Origin of the sequence: Pseudomonas sp. PB105 (assembly GCF_009764655.1) — a bacterium.
Taxonomy (GTDB): domain Bacteria; phylum Pseudomonadota; class Gammaproteobacteria; order Pseudomonadales; family Pseudomonadaceae; genus Aquipseudomonas; species Aquipseudomonas cyclaminis.
The window spans coordinates 19,996-33,956 of sequence record NZ_RWIO01000054.1 but is presented as its reverse complement, the minus strand read 5'-3'; the positions used below and the strand labels follow the sequence as shown (position 1 = coordinate 33,956).

Sequence of the window (13,961 nt, the reverse complement as noted above, 5' to 3'; positions counted from 1 at the left end):
TTTCTTCATTCGCTCAGCAACGCCTGACAACGCACTTGGAGAAACCGATGCAGCACTTTCACCCGCTCCGACACTTGCAGCCGGTGGGGGCACATCAAGTTGAACGGGGTGGGTTCGCCTTGCCAATCCGGCAACAGGTGCACCAGGCGACCTGCCTTGAGATCCCGGGCGACATCCAGGTTGGCTTTATAGGCGATGCCGTGGCCAGCCAAGGCCCAGCGCCGCACAATTTCACCGTCGTCGCTCAGGTAATCGCCGGTCACGTCGACTTCCCGCAGCTCGCTGCCCTGGCGAAAGAACCACGTACTGTTGGCGCGTCCCTGTCGCATGTACCGCAGCGTGCTGTGTTGCGCCAACTGCGTGGGTGTCGTGGGGGTGCCATGGCGCGCGAGATACTCGGGGCTGGCGCAGGCAATACGCTGATGATCGGGCACCACCGGCAGCGCCACCAGGCTGGAATCGCGAGGTACGCCGAAGCGCAGGGCGATGTCGACGGTGTCGCGGAACAGGTCGGCATTGCTGTCGTTGAGCAGCAGTTGCAGGCGGATGTTCGGGTGCTCCACCTTGAATGCGTCCAGCCAGCCCAGCACCACATTGCGCCCGAAATCCGAGGGTGCGGCTAATTGCAGTAAACCCGTCAACCCTTGGCTGTGCTGCCTCAGCGCCTGTTCACCGTCGGCCAGTGCGGCCAACGCTTCGCGCACGCTGTCGAGGTAGCGCTTGCCTTCCTCGGTCAGGCGCATGCTGCGGGTGGAGCGCGCCAGCAGGCGAATGCCCAGCCGGGTTTCCAGGCGTTTGAGGGCGATGCTGGCCGCCGCTGGCGTCAAACCCAGGCCGCGTGCGGCCGCGGACAGGCTGCCCGTATCGGCGGTGCGCACAAAGACTTCAAGGTCGAGGATTGAGCTCATTTGTAAAAATCCTTTAAAGATCTTGTCGTTTTACCGGGATTTTTCGTCGATTGCCAAGCTGGGAAGATGAACGCTCACTTTCTCACCCAGGATATCTCCCCATGACTTCTTCCCTCAGCGGTAAAACCGTCATCGTGATCGGCGGCAGCAGCGGCATTGGCGCGGCGGTGGCCAAGGCGGCGGTTGCGCGGGGTGCCCACGTGGTGCTGGCGGGCCGGCGCTTGTCCGCCGGCAGCGACAACGGCGTGCGCAGCGAACCGGTCGACGTGACGGACGCGACATCCCTGCAACGTCTGTTCGAAGGCGTCGGGCGCTTTGACCATCTGGTCTACACCTCAGGCCCGTCGGTGCGCGCCAAGCTCTTGATCGACACCGATCTGGACGAGGCCCAGGATAATTTCAACGTGAAACTCTGGGGCGCGTTGCGCGCGATCCAACTGGCGCTGCCGTTTCTCGACGAGCGCGGCAGCATCAGCCTGACCTCGGGGCAACTGGGGCGTAAGTGGGTGCCGGGGCAATTTATCAAGGTCGGTATCAATGCCGCGACCGAGGCACTGGGCAAGCAATTGGCCAAAGAGTTGGCACCGCGTCGGGTCAACGTGGTCAGCCCTGGGGTGATTGATACACCGGCGTATGCGGGGTTGGCTGAAGAGCAGCGGTTGGCGATGTTCGCCAAGGCGGGCGGTGCGTTGCCGGTTGGGCGGGTAGGGCAGGCCGAGGAGGTGGCGGCGGGGTATGTACTGGCCATGGAAAATGGCTATATGACCGGCAGCGTGATCGACATCGACGGCGGCGGATTGCTTTAGACAAAAACCGCGAGAACTCAGAGGACTCAATGTGGGAGGGGCTTGACCCCTCCCACAAGCGCCGCGTTATGCCTTCAAGGTGCGTGTCATCCGCAGAGCCAGAAAGCTACCCGCCACAATCACCGCCGCCAGGAAGTACAGCGCAATATCGGTCGAGCCTGTAGCGTCCTTCACAAAGCCAACGATATACGGGCTGAGAAACCCCGCCATCTGCCCCATGGAATTGATCAACGCCAGGCCACCCGCCGCCGCGCCCGCACTGAGCATCGCCGTCGGCACTGGCCAGAACATCGGCAGGCCGGTGAGGGCGCCCATGGTGGCGATGGTCAAGCCAAGGATGGCAATCGCCGGGGTGGTGGCGAAATTCACAGCAATCAGCAGGCCAATCGCGCCCATCAGCATCGGCACCACCAAGTGCCAGCGACGCTCCTTGCGCAAGTCCGCAGAGCGGCCCACCAGCAGCATAAACACCGCCGCCAGCAAATACGGAATCGCACTGAGCCAGCCGATCACCAGGTTATCGCTGAACCCCAGGTTCTTGATGATCGACGGCAGCCAGAAGTTGATCGCGTACACACCGCTCTGGATACAGAAGTAGATCAGGCCGAACGCCCAGATCGCCGGGTTCTTGAACACTTCGGCGAGGGAGTCGGTGGTGGTCTTCGGCTTGTTGGCCAGGTCCGTCGCCTGATCGGCTTCCAGCACTGCGCGCTCGTGGGGTTTGAGCCACTTGGCGTGGGCAAACGTGTCACTGAGCAGGAAGAAGGCGAGGGCGCCGAGAATCACGGTGGGGATGCCTTGCAGCAGGAACATCCACTGCCAGCCCGCCAAGCCGCCTTGGCCGGCGGCGAAGTGGTTGAGGATCCAGCCAGAGAACGGGCTGCCGAGCAAGCCGGACACCGGGATCGCCGACATGAACAGCGCCATGATCCGGCCGCGGCGGAAGGTCGGGAACCACTGCGACAGGTAAAGCACCACGCCAGGGAAGAAGCCGGCTTCGGCAGCGCCCGTGAACAGGCGCAGGGTGTAGAAATGCGTCGGCGTGGTGACAAACAACAGGCACGTGGACAAGGTGCCCCACACGATCATCATCAACGCAATCCAGCGCCGTGGACCGAACCTGGTCAGCGCCAGATTGCTCGGTACGCCGCACAGCACGTAGCCGATGAAGAAAATCCCGGCACCCAGGCCGTACACGGTTTCACTGAATTTCAGCGCATCAAGCATCTGCAACTTGGCAAAGCCAACGTTGACCCGGTCGAGGTAGTTGAACAGATAGCAGATGAAAATGAAGGGGATCAGGCGCAGGGTAATGCGCTTGTAGATGGCGTTTTTATCGTCATCGGTGGCCAGTGTGGCAGCGGCGCTCTGTGACATGGCGTTCTCTCTTTATTATGATTTTTCGCGATGCGAGGGTAACGTTGATCGCCCAACGAGTCTCGGCCACGGAGCGGGGTGCTGTCTTTGTGCTCGCGCACAGTGACGGATACTTTGCGCTGTGCCGATGAACAATCATGTTTTTTCAGGAATTTAGACTCATGTTCGAGTTGGATCATGACTTGGCGCAGGACATCGTCGATCGGACCATGGCGATTTTGCCCTACAACGTCAATGTCATGGACAGCCAGGGCCTGATTCTGGGCAGTGGCGAGTCCGAGCGGATCAACACTCGCCACGAAGGCGCGCAACTGGTGCTGGCCAATGGTCGCGTGGTGGAAATCGACGGCCAGACCGCCAAGCACCTCAAGGGCGTGCAACCCGGTATCAACCTGCCGCTGCTGCACGATCAGCGCTTGATCGGTGTGCTGGGCATCACCGGCGAACCTGAGCTGCTGCGCACCTACGCCGAACTGGTACGCATGACCGCTGAAATGCTGGTCAGCCACCGTCATCAGCAAGCCGAGCAGCAATGGCGACGCCAGCGTTGCGACGATCTGTTGGCCTTACTCCTCGCCGAAACCGGAGACTCGCCGCGCCTGGTCGATGAAGCTCAACAGTTGGGACTCAAGCCCCAACTGGCGCGCACGCCGTACCTGTTCGAACTGGGTGACGGCCAGTCGGCGGAGGCGTTGAGTGCCTGGCTGACGTCGCGCTATCCGGACAGTTGGTGCGTCAGTTCGGCGCAGTTCTCGCTGTTATGGTGCCGGCCTGCGGCGGTGCAGGTGGATAATCCACGGTTGCTCGAAAAACTCGCAGGCCAAGGCTGGAATGTCCTGCGGGTGGCCGTCGGTGGGCAGGCAGAGGGGCTGGCCGGGTTGCGCCGTTGCTACCGGCGCGTCGGTGACTTGCTGGCCTACGGCCGCGATGTTCTGCCGCATTCGCGGTTGCTGACCCTCAACCGTTATCGCTTGCCGGTGATGCTCTGGCGCCATCGCAACGACGACGCGCTCGACGAACTGCTCAACCCCCTGCGCAAGGTGCTGGCCAAGGACAACAACGGCCAACTGCTGGCCACCCTGCGCAGTTGGTGCGACCACGATGGGCAAAGCCAGGCCTGCGCCGATGCGTTGGGCATCCACCGCAACAGTCTGCGCTACCGCATGGAGCGTATCGCCGAACTCAGCGGCGTCGACCCACTGACCCTGGACGGCATGCTTGCCCTGTACCTGGGCGTACAGCTCTTGCCCCAGCCTTTGTCGGAATGAACAACAAACCCCACCCGCACTTGTGCATCGGACCGGCGTCATTCCCGGTGCCAACTGGCAGCATGGGCGTCATAAAAACCGGAGAAAGCCCATGAAAATCATCATCGCCCCCGACTCGTTCAAGGACAGCCTGAGTGCCGAGGGCGTCGCCCAGGCCATTGCCCAAGGCTTGGCGCAGGTCTGGCCGGATGCGCAGTTGATCCAGTGCCCGATGGCGGACGGCGGTGAAGGAACGGTGGATTCGGTACTCGCGGCCTGCAATGGCGAATTGCGCCGCCAAGCCGTACGCGGGCCGTTGGGCGCCACGGTTGATGCGCGCTTGGGCTGGTTGGCCGACAGCCACACGGCGATCATTGAAATGGCCGAAGCCAGCGGCCTGCAATTGGTCCCGCCAGGGCAGCGCGATGCCTGCATCAGCAGCACCTACGGCACTGGCGAACTGATCCGCGCCGCGCTGGATGCTGGCGCACAGCGCATCATCCTGGCGATTGGCGGCAGTGCCACCAATGATGGCGGGGCCGGCGCGATGCAGGCGCTGGGCGTGCAACTGTCTGACGCCCAATTCCAGGTGCTGGCGCCGGGCGGCCTGGCCTTATCCCAGCTGGCCCATATCAGCCTGGAGCGGCTTGATCCGCGCCTGTCCGAGGTGCGCTTCGAAATCGCCGCCGACGTCAACAATCCCCTGTGCGGTGCCCACGGCGCCTCAGCGATTTTTGGCCCGCAAAAAGGCGCCAATCCCGAGCAAGTCCAAAAGCTGGACGCTGCCCTCAGCCACTTCGCCGATCACTGCGCCAAGGTGCTGCCCAAGGACGTGCGCGATGAACCCGGCAGCGGCGCCGCCGGCGGCCTGGGCTTCGCCGCCAAAGCCTTTCTCGGCGCACAATTTCGAGCCGGTGTAGACGTCGTCGCCGAACTGGTTGGCCTGGACGCGGCCATACGCGGCGCCGACCTGGTCATCACCGGCGAAGGCCGCTTCGACGCCCAGACCCTGCGCGGCAAAACCCCCTTCGGCGTCGCCCGCATCGCCCAACAGCACGGCGTACCCGTGATCGTCATCGCCGGCACCCTGGGCGACGGTTATGAACAGATGTACGCCCACGGCGTTGACGCTGCCTTCGCCCTGCCTTGCGGCCCGATGAGCCTGGAGCAGGCGTGCGGTGAGGCACCGCGTTTGTTGCGTGAGCGGGCGGCGGATATTGCGCGGCTGTGGCGGGTGGCGGCCAAGCACTGACGTCGCCTCCCGAACATGGGACAATCCGCGCCTTTTTTGACACGGAGAGTCCCCATGCTGCGCCCCGCATTCCTGGCACTGCTGTTGACCGGCACTGCCACTTTCGCTCAAGCCGACGCCGAAACCGTCCCCTTGCTCCGGGAAATCAAGAACTGGGTCACGGGTTGCGACAACCTGCGCAATTGCCATGCCCTCAGCGCACCCAGTGGCGTTGACGAAGAGGACTACAGCTCGCTGACCTTGCACATCTGGCATCAGGCCGGGCCTGAAGGGTTCCTGCGTTTGCGGTTCGACCATCGCGGCGAGGCGCTGGACCTGTCGACTCTGCTGTTGGACGGCCAGCCGCTGGAGCTGGAGCTGACCCGGGACCTGCACATAGAACTCGACGATCAGGGCGGTGATCCCGAGGTGCAATCCTACGGCGTAATCGAGGACGCTGCAGCGCGGCGGTGGCTACAGCGTTTGCGCAACGGCCAGCGTGTGCAATTGCCGGGGGATGAGCAAGCCCATGTGTCGCTGAGTGGGCTGAGTGCTTCGCTGTTGTTGATGGATTCCGTGCAGGGCCGCGTGGATAACGTCAGCGCCCTGGCCCGGCCGGGTAAAGGTGCGGCCAGCGGCGTGCCCGCGCGCCTGCAGACACCAGTGTTGCGCAGATTCCCAGGAGCGCCGGGGTTGACTGCGCAGGAGCAGGCTGGCCTCGTCGCGGCTGCGTTGCATACCATCACGCCCGAGGATAACGGCACCGGCAGCGCGCCCGAGGCCAACGCTGGCGCCCTGACCGCACAGCAGGCGATGACGGTGGTGCGTTATGACTGCGCAGCCTACAACTGTGAATACGATGTGGTCAGCCGCCAGCGCCAGGCGCCGTACGCACAAACCCCGATGCACCTTGAGTCCTTGCCATTGGGGATCGAGCCGCTGCAAGGCTCGGTGGGGTACGACCCGGCCAGCGGCACCTTGAGTTATTTCTACAAGCTGCGCGGGCTCGGCGATTGTGGCGAGGGCGCCGTCTGGGTGTTTGATGGCCAGGGGTTCCAGCTCAGCGAGCTGCACGCCATGCCGCGCTGCACCGGGGTCGGTTACGGCGATTGGCCGGCGTTGTGGTCGACAGCGCCGGCACCCTAGCCATCGGACGGGCAGGGCCTCTACACTGGCTGGCCACGTGTCTTTCAAAGGATGAAACACCATGCACACGCCTGAACCCCATATCGTGATCCAGCGCTTTACCGAGGCCCATCTTGAGGGCGTCGCAGCGCTCTATAACGAACCGGCCGTGTGTCGACAGGTGCTGCAAATGCCTTTTCAATCCGTGGAGGCCTGGCGCAACAGACTGGTACTGGACAACGAGCGCCGGCTACAACTGGTGGCGGTGCACGGGGGCGAGGTGATCGGCCAGCTCGGCCTGGAACAGTACCTGCGCGTGCGCCGGGCCCATGTGGGTTCGTTCGGCATGGGCGTCGCACAGGCCTGGCAGGGCAAGGGCGTGGGTTCGCGCCTGCTGACGGCCGCGCTGGACGTGGCCGACAACTGGATGAACCTGCACCGCGTGGAACTCACGGTGTACGCCGACAACGAAGCCGCGCAACACCTGTACCGTAAATTCGGTTTCGAGGTGGAAGGGGTGTTGCGCGATTACGCCCTGCGTGACGGTGTGTTTGTCGACACCGTGAGCATGGCGCGCCTGCGCCGGTCGGCTTAATCCTGCAAGGCAAACGCCACCGCAGCCTGCGCATGCAGCTCGGTGGTGTCCAGCAGTGGCAGGTCGCTGTGTTCCGGCTTGATCAGCATCCCGATTTCCGTACAACCGAGGATGATTGCCTGGGCGCCACGGGCGGCCAGGGATTCGATCACCCGTTGGTAGATCTGGCGTGACGTGTCGCTGATCACGCCCACGCACAACTCTTCATAGATGATGCGGTGCACGTCCCGGCGCTCATTCGCGTCCGGCACCAATACCGTCAGGCCATGCTCGGCCAGGCGCGACGTGAGAAAGTCCTGCTCCATGGTAAAGGCAGTCCCCAACAGACCGACCGTCAGCGTGCCGGCTTCCACAGCGGCCAAACCGGCGGCATCGGCGATGTGCAGGAAAGGAATCGACACCGCCGCCTTAATACGTGGTGCCACCTTGTGCATGGTGTTGGTACACAGCACCACACACTCGGCGCCGCCCGCTTGCAGGCGACGCGCAGCCTCTTCCAGGATCAACGCGGCGTCATCCCAGCGCCCTGCATGCTGGGCCTGCTGCACAGGGCCGAAATCCACGCTGTACATCAACAGTTGCGCCGAGCGCAGCGGCCCGAGTTGGTCGCGTACGCGCTGGTTGATGATCCGGTAATACTCGGCGCTGGACTCCCAGCTCATGCCGCCGATAAGGCCGATGGTGCGCATGTGATATTCCTGACAAGGGATGTGGCTTCACCTTACCCACTGGCCAGCCAATAGTCATACGCAGTTGCCAGCCAAATGACCGGTGCAGTTTTAAGCCGTACGCCGAACCGCCGCATCTGCCATGATCAGCCCTCGCAACCTGGCTCACCCAAGGAATCTGGCAATGGACGATGTACAGCAACTGGGCGAGATGCTTCGTCATTACGCCGACAGCGAAGCGCACAAGAAGCAGCAATACGACGTGCAATCAGCCCGCTGGGCACAAAAACTCGGTGAGTTGTTCGGGCAGATCGAACAGTGGCTGGAGCCGGTGAAAACCGTCGGGCTGCTGGAGGTCTATCGTCAAGCCTATGTGGCCAGCGGACCCAGCGTGCCGGTGGAGACGTCCACCTTCAAGACCGAGAAGCTCATTGTGCAGATCACCGGCAAAACCGTGGAGTTCGTGCCGGATGTGATGGGCGCGGGCGGTTCGATTTCCGTTGCAGTGATGGGCTTGACCGCGGCGCGCCACGGCAGCGTTTCGCTGGTGCTGGCGGCCGATAAAAACGACTGGCTGTGGAAGAAAACCAATGGCCTGAAAGACCCGGATACCTTCGGTTTCGACGCCAACTTCCTGGCCTCGCAGTTGCAAAGCCTGATCCCTCGCGAGCGCAGCTGAGTCGTCTTGTCGCCACACCCGCTGGTCTGCCAAATGCCCGGGGTCAAATAAGGTGTATTCCCCAGGATTGGCTATACCTACAGCTCATTGTTTCGATGAAAACCGCCAGGGAGTTCGATGATGAAGCTAAGGCTAATGATCAGCACGCTATGCATTGCCACGATGGGGATGACGGGCTGCGCCAGCAAGGTGACGCAACCGGATGAGTATTCGGGCTTTCTGTCCGACTACAGCCACCTCAAGCAGGCCCAGTCACCGTCGGGCGCCGAGGTGATGCGCTGGGTCGATCCCAAGCTGGACCTGAGCCGCTACAACGCGGCCTACATCGAACCCACGCAGTTTTACCCCAAGCCCCACGGCACCGCGAAAATCCCCGACAGCACCCTCAACGGCATCAACGCCTACTACAACCAGGCGCTCAAGCGTGAGTTGGCCAAGTCACTGCCCCTGGCCAACGCGCCCGGCCCAGGTGTGATCGTGGTGCGTGCGGCAATCACTGCTGTCAGCAGCAAGACCGAAGGCCTGAAACCCTATGAGTTCATCCCGGTGGCCCTGGTGGCGGCGGCGGTGAGTACCGGCACCGGCATCCGTGACCAGGAAACCACCTTGGGCACCGAAGCGCAGTTTCTGGACGGCGCCAGTGGCAAGGTCATCGCCCAAGTGGTGCGCAAAGGCACCGGCAAGCCACTGGCAAACGATTCACAGGTAATGAAGGCCGATGACGTGAAAGGCGTGATCGACGGTTGGGCATCCGACCTGCATCAGTCCTACATGAAACTTAGAAAACACTAAAACGCATTCCTGGCCAGCCGGTTGTAGTAGCTGAGCAGGGCGTCGTAGCGGCGGGTGACGAGGTCATAGTCGTCACTCAACTGCTGCGGCGCGGCGTGGTCCTGCCAGTGCTGGTGCAGGGTAACCAAGGCCTTGAGGTATTCATCGGCAGGCGCCTTGATGTTGTACCAGAGGTGAATCGCCTCATCGTCGAGCCTTCTGCTGGGCATGGCGTTCAGAAAGATTCGGCTGTCTTCGGCAGTCTGGCGCAGCGCTTCGGTCAAGTCGGCCACCTGCTGCGGGGTCAGGTTGGCGTCGCGCACGCCTTGCTCGATCTGGTTGACCGCCTGGCGCGCCGTGATCATGTAGTTGAGCAGATGCCACTGCATGTCCCGGCCAAAGCGCGCCTCCAGCAGCGCCAGTTGCGCGGGACGCACGCGTAGATCTTCATCCTCCAGCTGTTGGCGCAGAGAAGTGGACGCCGTCAGGTAGGTTTCGACGACCTGGTCGTAAGCCAGCATTAATTGCTTGTGTTTGGCCTCTGCGGCTATTTCCTGGCCCGTAGGCGCCAGACTGCGCGCCTGCACGCGAGCGACCCCATCCGCCAGGGCCGTGAGGTTGTACAGCGATTGCGCGTAGGCGCCGGCGGCCGCGAGCAAATCGCTGGCGGGTGCCTGGCGTTCCAGTTTCACCGTGTACTGCTGCGAACACACCGACCGCTGGATAAGGTACGGCGCCGGCTCGTTGCGGTCGCCATAGTTGTCGAGGGTCGGCTTGTCGGGCTCGGGGTAATAAGTTAGGCGCGTATCCCGGTCGACGCGGTTCACGCAATCAATGATCGGCGCCAGGGCACTCGCCCTGGCGGTGTGGGGGCTGTCGCGCTGGTCCAGCCACAGTTGCACCTTTTGCAAAGGCCTGCTGGCACCGGCCACGCCGAGCAGGCCCAGGCCCAATGCCAGACTGATGGGTAACAACCATTTTGGATTCATGGCTTGGCCTCCTGACCGTACCACTGCGCCTGCGTGGCGGGCGCCTGGCACTCAACCACGCTGCGCGGCATGCGGCTGCACAGGCGTTCGGTCCACTGTTGCAGGCCTTGGTTGCGGGTGACCCGATGCTGGTTGTCGAGCACCTTCAAGCCAGCGTAGAGCGCGACCGCAGTGACGAGGCAAAGCGCCGTGCCGAGGACGGCCCAGCGCGGATGGCGGGCGGTCCACGGTGTGTGGTGATTCATGAAAGGCCGCTTGATCAGCCCCACCAGCGCCAGCGCGACCACCAGGGTCAAGCTGGCGAACGGGCTGAACACATAACCCAACGCCGCCGCCAGAACGAGGCCGGGGATCAGGTCGCGTATCGGCAACAGCGGCAAGTGGGTCGGGCTGAGACAGCGGGGCAAGCGTTGGCTCAGCTGTTCATCCAACACGCGGTATTGATGAGCCAACGGACGCCAGGCCTGCCAGGCGATGCCCGCACCGACCACGGCACCGATCGACCACAAAATCCCCAGGCCCAAGGTCGGTACCACGTTGCCGGCCAGGGCGTCGGCCTTTACCAGCACGCCCACCAGGCAACTGAGCACCAGCGCCACGAGCCACGGCCAGGTGTCCATCGCCGACTCCCAGCCCTGCCAGAAATACACCGTGCCACCGGGCATGCCTTCGGCAACGCTGACGTGATCGGCATAAATATCGGCGCTCAGGGTCTTGCAGGCCTTCCAGTCATCTTCGTCGAAGCGTTGGGCGAAGGCACGGCGCTGGCCCAGGCTCATCGGTGCCAGCAGTAAACGTGCGGCGCGCTGTTGCGGGCTGTGGGGCGGCTCTGCGGCCAAGGCGCGTTGGCGCGCCATGAAGGCTGGCCCTTGCTGGCGCTTCAACAACAGCGCCCAGTCGCCGGCCGGGCAGCCATGGTCTGCGCCGCCGTGCCAGTTTTGTCCGGCGCACACGGCGTCGAACACCGTGCTCGACCAGTAAGGATGGTTGGCAAGCAGCCTGGCCAACCATTCGTTGAACCACTCGGCATGGGGATGATTGTTGACCCAGGCATGCGCGCCGGGTGTAGCGGCGTAGGCGGCCAGGAACGCAGCGTCGTCTTGCTGGCCGAGGGCTTGGTGCAAGGGTTGCTGCAACCGGGTCCGGTGCTGGAACTCCAGGGTGCTGATCAATTCGCTGGGCAATTCCAACCGCTGCCAGGCGGTCAGCCAGTTGAAGGTCTCGAAGGCCCATCGCGTGTCTTCGGCATTGAGGTCGCCGTCGATACAGCGCTGCAACAGGTGGACTTCGAGCAACAGCGCGGTGCCATCGGCCATGGCCGCTTGGTAATGCTGGGCGAGGCTGAGGTCGGAGGTCTCGATAAGCACGTCATCCGCGACCTGCTCGCCTGGGTTCCACGCCAGTGCCGCCTCGTAGGCCTCGCGCAGACGCTGATAGCCCTCAGGGTCATCGTCCGGGCGGGTCTTTTTCAACAAGGCGGCGTATTGACGCTTGATCGTGCGGCTATCGGCACCTGGCGTCAGGCCGAGGACATTCCAGCAAGTCATGTGCGGTGCAACTCCCTAAACAATCGCGCCCGGTCTGACCCTGTTGCGACCGGGCGCGTGGTGTTACTTGAGCGGTGTCAGTGGCGGCAGCTTCCATTGACCGCTACCCACCTCAGGCTTGGGCAGGTAAATCCGCAGGACAGCGAAAAACGGGCCGGGCGGCGCCGGCAACCAGTTGCTCTGTTCGGCTTTCGGTGGCTCATGGTGCTGCAACGCCAGGGTCACACCGCCGTCGGCGTCGCGCTTGAGGTCACCCAGCATGCGCGAGTTGATCAGGTAGCGTTTCTTGTGATTGGGCACCAGCAGCTTGGTCTTGGCGTCGTACAGGGTCAGGGACCAGAACGCATCGGCCGGAGGCAACTGGTCCTTGGCAAAATGCACGGTGTAACTGTGACGCGCACCGTTGGCCGGCTTGCCCTCGCTGTCGACGAAATAACTGAGGTACGCGGCCTCGTCGCTGGAGTTGCCGAAGATGCCCATGTCCGCACCGGCGTAGCGGTACAGGTAGTTGTTCTGCAGGTGGTCGCGGCTGCCGAACAGCTCACCGCTGGGCACTTGGTGGGTGTCGAGCTTGTCCTTCTTGAACGTTGCAAACTCGGCGCGGGCATCGCTGATGCCATCTTCCAGGGCCTTGCGCTGCTCGGTCGTCAACTGGTTGAACTTGAAGGGCGCACCGGGGGCGATGCCGATTGTGGCAAAGCGCGCCAGCAGGTCTTTTTCACTGTCCTGGGGCGCGGCGAAGGCCAACATGAAGTTCAGGTAGCGAAACAGTTGCGGGCCTTCGGCCATGGTCGCGGTGGGCTTGGGCCACTCGACCTTCGGCGCCTTGGCCGGCGCGGCTTGTTTCACGTAGCTGCTCAGCGTCTGCACTTTGTAGCCGTTCTGGATCTGCTTGACCTTGTTCAGGTCTTTTTCATCGAACAGCTGCGTGCGGTAAAGGGCGTAGGCGATGTTGCTTTCGCTGTACACCACGCGGTCCACATCGACCGGTTGCTGACCTTTCCAGTCCGGGCCGGCAATCATGTAGTGGCCGCCATTGTTGCCGGTGCTGCGGGTGCCCAGGTAGGCGATGTTCTGCGTATAGAGGTCGATCAACTGCACCGAGTAGTAACGGTTATCTTCGATCTTCGGCAACGTGAGCACCAACGGCTCGCTGCGCAGGTCCATCCATACAAAGGAGTAGGGCGTGTCGGCGTTCGGGGTCAAGATCGCCGTGTCCTTGGGCGTAAACACCTGGGCGGTGTTGCCGATCCGGTTGAACGGTGCCTTGAAGTTGGCGCCGCCTTTATCAACGGCCTGGGTGTAGAGCGTCTTGTACATCTGCACCACCGGGTAGCCATACAGGTAGGCTTCCTTGGCGATGGCCCGCGCTTCGCTCGGGGTCGCGGTGAAATCGGCCCAGGCGCCGGTACTCATGAGTATCGAGAGGCTCGCCAACAGCAGGCGCGTCGGTTTTCCAATCATGTTGTTGCGTCCTTACAGGGGGCTTTGAGTGACGGGGAGTGAAGGCTGCGAGTTTCCGGTTTTATTTCCCGAACGTCACGTTAATCCCTGCAAAAATGACGCAGGTCACGTTATCCCGCTGGCGACGGAATCAGGCGTCGGGCAGCATTGATTTGACTTTGTCGCGCAGTTGGTCAATCGAGAACGGTTTGGCAATCACTTGCATGCCTGCGGGCACGTCAATGTTCTCGGCATAGCCGCTGGCAAACAGGATCGGCAGCGAGGGTCGCAGCTCACGGACTATGGTTGCCAGTTGCTTGCCGTCCATGTCCGGCAGGCCAACGTCGGTCATCATCAGGTCAATCACCTGGCCATTGTCCTGAACCTCGACCAAAGCCGCTTCAGCGTCGGCCGCTTCAAGCACCTTGAACTCCAACTCCTCAAGTACATCGACGATCAGCATGCGCACAATGGCGTCATCTTCAACGACAAGGATGATGGAGGCTGGCGGGGACGACATAGTGGGAGTTCCTGAAAAGAGGGGGGGCGGTGATAAAAAAGTCAAAAAGACACTT

Annotated in this window: 14 protein-coding genes; 7 read left to right on the top strand and 7 right to left on the bottom strand. The window is 62.6% G+C overall.

Features of this window, described 5'->3' with window-relative positions:
- Positions 1 to 5 precede the first annotated feature (5 nt).
- Positions 6 to 908, bottom strand: coding sequence for a LysR family transcriptional regulator (locus EJD88_RS14010; protein WP_158878264.1), 903 nt, complete (start codon positions 906 to 908; stop codon positions 6 to 8).
- Between the two features lie 101 nt (positions 909 to 1,009).
- On the opposite strand from EJD88_RS14010, the gene EJD88_RS14005 reads away from it, so the two are divergent.
- Complete coding sequence (locus EJD88_RS14005; protein ID WP_112195313.1) at positions 1,010 to 1,714, top strand: SDR family oxidoreductase; 705 nt, start codon at positions 1,010 to 1,012, stop codon at positions 1,712 to 1,714.
- 66 nt (positions 1,715 to 1,780) lie between these two features.
- On the opposite strand, the gene EJD88_RS14000 is transcribed toward EJD88_RS14005, so the two are convergent.
- Complete coding sequence (locus EJD88_RS14000; protein WP_158878263.1) at positions 1,781 to 3,091, bottom strand: MFS transporter; 1,311 nt, start codon at positions 3,089 to 3,091, stop codon at positions 1,781 to 1,783.
- Positions 3,092 to 3,252: 161 nt separating this feature from the next.
- Here EJD88_RS14000 and EJD88_RS13995 point away from each other — a divergent pair, with 161 nt between their 5' ends.
- The 4 genes from EJD88_RS13995 to EJD88_RS13980 all read left to right on the top strand — a co-directional run bounded on the left by EJD88_RS13995 (position 3,253) and on the right by EJD88_RS13980 (position 7,289).
- A complete protein-coding gene (locus tag EJD88_RS13995) occupies positions 3,253 to 4,359 on the top strand; it encodes a sugar diacid recognition domain-containing protein (protein WP_112195311.1) in 1,107 nt (368 codons plus the stop codon).
- Positions 4,360 to 4,450: 91 nt separating this feature from the next.
- Positions 4,451 to 5,590, top strand: coding sequence for a glycerate kinase (locus tag EJD88_RS13990; RefSeq protein ID WP_158878262.1), 1,140 nt, complete (start codon positions 4,451 to 4,453; stop codon positions 5,588 to 5,590).
- A 54-nt stretch (positions 5,591 to 5,644) separates the two neighbouring features.
- Entirely contained in the window at positions 5,645 to 6,715 is a 1,071-nt protein-coding gene (locus tag EJD88_RS13985) for a DUF1176 domain-containing protein (protein ID WP_158878261.1), read from the top strand.
- Between the two features lie 61 nt (positions 6,716 to 6,776).
- Positions 6,777 to 7,289 carry a GNAT family N-acetyltransferase gene (locus tag EJD88_RS13980; protein ID WP_158878260.1) on the top strand — a complete coding sequence of 171 codons (513 nt, stop codon included), beginning with the start codon at positions 6,777 to 6,779 and terminating at the stop codon, positions 7,287 to 7,289.
- Here the strand turns inward: EJD88_RS13980 and EJD88_RS13975 are convergent.
- Positions 7,286 to 7,978: an aspartate/glutamate racemase family protein gene (locus EJD88_RS13975; protein ID WP_158878259.1), complete on the bottom strand. Its 693-nt coding sequence runs from the start codon at positions 7,976 to 7,978 to the stop codon at positions 7,286 to 7,288. The genes EJD88_RS13980 and EJD88_RS13975 overlap by 4 nt on opposite strands.
- Before the next feature lie 163 nt (positions 7,979 to 8,141).
- Here EJD88_RS13975 and EJD88_RS13970 point away from each other — a divergent pair, with 163 nt between their 5' ends.
- Together EJD88_RS13970 and EJD88_RS13965 are read left to right on the top strand one after the other, a co-directional pair.
- Complete coding sequence (locus EJD88_RS13970; RefSeq protein WP_158878258.1) at positions 8,142 to 8,636, top strand: hypothetical protein; 495 nt, start codon at positions 8,142 to 8,144, stop codon at positions 8,634 to 8,636.
- Positions 8,637 to 8,756: 120 nt separating this feature from the next.
- Positions 8,757 to 9,428, top strand: coding sequence for a DUF3313 domain-containing protein (locus tag EJD88_RS13965; RefSeq protein WP_158878257.1), 672 nt, complete (start codon positions 8,757 to 8,759; stop codon positions 9,426 to 9,428).
- On the opposite strand, the gene EJD88_RS13960 is transcribed toward EJD88_RS13965, so the two are convergent.
- From EJD88_RS13960 to EJD88_RS13945, 4 genes are all read right to left on the bottom strand, one after another.
- Positions 9,425 to 10,396: a DUF3829 domain-containing protein gene (locus tag EJD88_RS13960; protein WP_158878256.1), complete on the bottom strand. Its 972-nt coding sequence runs from the start codon at positions 10,394 to 10,396 to the stop codon at positions 9,425 to 9,427. The genes EJD88_RS13965 and EJD88_RS13960 overlap by 4 nt on opposite strands.
- Positions 10,393 to 11,943, bottom strand: a complete 1,551-nt coding sequence (locus EJD88_RS13955) for a J domain-containing protein (RefSeq protein ID WP_158878255.1) — start codon at positions 11,941 to 11,943, stop codon at positions 10,393 to 10,395. Before EJD88_RS13955 ends, EJD88_RS13960 begins: the two co-directional genes overlap by 4 nt.
- Positions 11,944 to 12,006: 63 nt before the next feature.
- Complete coding sequence (locus tag EJD88_RS13950) at positions 12,007 to 13,407, bottom strand: DUF1254 domain-containing protein (RefSeq protein ID WP_112195296.1); 1,401 nt, start codon at positions 13,405 to 13,407, stop codon at positions 12,007 to 12,009.
- A 130-nt stretch (positions 13,408 to 13,537) separates the two neighbouring features.
- The gene (locus EJD88_RS13945; protein WP_158878254.1) at positions 13,538 to 13,906 is read right to left on the bottom strand and encodes a response regulator; all 369 of its coding nucleotides are present in this window, start codon (positions 13,904 to 13,906) and stop codon (positions 13,538 to 13,540) included.
- Positions 13,907 to 13,961: the final 55 nt, after the last annotated feature.

Excerpts from the sequence above, each read along its gene's own strand:
- EJD88_RS14010 (WP_158878264.1), bottom strand. The coding sequence starts at position 908 with ATGAGCTCAATCCTCGACCTTGAAGTCTTTGTGCGCACCGCCGATACG.
- EJD88_RS14005 (WP_112195313.1), top strand. The coding sequence starts at position 1,010 with ATGACTTCTTCCCTCAGCGGTAAAACCGTCATCGTGATCGGCGGCAGC.
- EJD88_RS14000 (WP_158878263.1), bottom strand. The coding sequence starts at position 3,091 with ATGTCACAGAGCGCCGCTGCCACACTGGCCACCGATGACGATAAAAAC.
- EJD88_RS13995 (WP_112195311.1), top strand. The coding sequence starts at position 3,253 with ATGTTCGAGTTGGATCATGACTTGGCGCAGGACATCGTCGATCGGACC.
- EJD88_RS13990 (WP_158878262.1), top strand. The coding sequence starts at position 4,451 with ATGAAAATCATCATCGCCCCCGACTCGTTCAAGGACAGCCTGAGTGCC.
- EJD88_RS13985 (WP_158878261.1), top strand. The coding sequence starts at position 5,645 with ATGCTGCGCCCCGCATTCCTGGCACTGCTGTTGACCGGCACTGCCACT.
- EJD88_RS13980 (WP_158878260.1), top strand. The coding sequence starts at position 6,777 with ATGCACACGCCTGAACCCCATATCGTGATCCAGCGCTTTACCGAGGCC.
- EJD88_RS13975 (WP_158878259.1), bottom strand. The coding sequence starts at position 7,978 with ATGCGCACCATCGGCCTTATCGGCGGCATGAGCTGGGAGTCCAGCGCC.
- EJD88_RS13970 (WP_158878258.1), top strand. The coding sequence starts at position 8,142 with ATGGACGATGTACAGCAACTGGGCGAGATGCTTCGTCATTACGCCGAC.
- EJD88_RS13965 (WP_158878257.1), top strand. The coding sequence starts at position 8,757 with ATGAAGCTAAGGCTAATGATCAGCACGCTATGCATTGCCACGATGGGG.
- EJD88_RS13960 (WP_158878256.1), bottom strand. The coding sequence starts at position 10,396 with ATGAATCCAAAATGGTTGTTACCCATCAGTCTGGCATTGGGCCTGGGC.
- EJD88_RS13955 (WP_158878255.1), bottom strand. The coding sequence starts at position 11,943 with ATGACTTGCTGGAATGTCCTCGGCCTGACGCCAGGTGCCGATAGCCGC.
- EJD88_RS13950 (WP_112195296.1), bottom strand. The coding sequence starts at position 13,407 with ATGATTGGAAAACCGACGCGCCTGCTGTTGGCGAGCCTCTCGATACTC.
- EJD88_RS13945 (WP_158878254.1), bottom strand. The coding sequence starts at position 13,906 with ATGTCGTCCCCGCCAGCCTCCATCATCCTTGTCGTTGAAGATGACGCC.